General features: G+C 45.9%; 1 protein-coding gene and 1 pseudogene. Both read left to right on the top strand.

All coding sequences use genetic code 11. The features are described from left to right. Window positions 1–109: pseudogene (locus tag A3761_RS28760) on the top strand (hypothetical protein); the annotation flags it as partial. Window positions 110–261: 152 nt separating this feature from the next. Further along, window positions 262–499: hypothetical protein (locus A3761_RS06480; protein WP_197472901.1), on the top strand; the 238-nt coding region annotated here is incomplete at its 3' end.

Raw genomic sequence — 499 nt, 5'->3', positions numbered from 1 at the left:
TTGGCTATGGGTTGTCGAAGGTATTAAACCCACGTGCTGGGATATTACCGGCGTAGGCGTTGCGCTATTGGGCATGGCAATTATCATGTTCAGCCCTCGTGAGCTATAGCCTGATAGGTAGCTGATGCTTTAAGTGTCATCCACCATGAACTGGCCAGTCTTGCATCGTCCGATAAGCCAGAAGGGGTATCGGTCTTGGCGCGAGTTTTTATTTTTCCATTCCCGAAGAATGGTTTTTCCCACCTAAACGAGTGAATACGCATGGATAAGCTAACGAGTGATAACAAATTAATGGCTTCGGTAGACCTAAAAAACTGGGCGAACCTAAGTCGCTCTGTGTTAAATGGCATCGTTGGTGATTATCTGGAAAAAGAGCACAACCCATTAGCCATCGATATGGCTTTTTACCAGCAAAACATACCTCTATTGCTAGATGACACGCTTGCTCAACAGGTGCTTCAAGGTTCCGGGAGCGTCAAAGCAGAAAAAGCCTTATCTA

This window comes from Oleiphilus sp. HI0123 (assembly GCF_001635315.1).
Note: the sequence above shows the minus strand (reverse complement) of the source record. Positions and strands in the feature narration are given on the sequence as shown.